Raw genomic sequence first — 268 nt, forward strand, 5'->3', positions numbered from 1 at the left:
GATACTTTACCTATTGATGAGAGCTCAAAGCGCTCTTGCACCAATCCTTACGGACAAAGTAAGCTTGCTATCGAATATATATTAGAAGACTTGGCTAAGGCTGATAATAGCTGGAATCTAATAGCATTGAGATATTTTAATCCTATAGGTGCACATTCATCAGGACAGATTGGGGAAGATCCGAATGGTATTCCAAATAATTTGATGCCTTACATTTCTCAAGTCGCTGTCGGTAAGCTCGAAAAGCTCAGTATTTTTGGAAATGACT

At 38.4% G+C, this 268-nt stretch carries 1 protein-coding gene; it reads left to right on the forward strand.

Going from position 1 to position 268, the window contains the following annotated elements; all coding sequences use genetic code 11:
• Nucleotides 1-268: NAD-dependent epimerase/dehydratase family protein (locus R0K30_RS22155; protein WP_410613017.1), on the forward strand; the 268-nt coding region annotated here is incomplete at both ends.

It is taken from the genome of Bacillus sp. SIMBA_154 (genome assembly GCF_046536015.1).
In the GTDB taxonomy this organism is placed as follows: domain Bacteria; phylum Bacillota; class Bacilli; order Bacillales; family Bacillaceae; genus Bacillus; species Bacillus pumilus_P.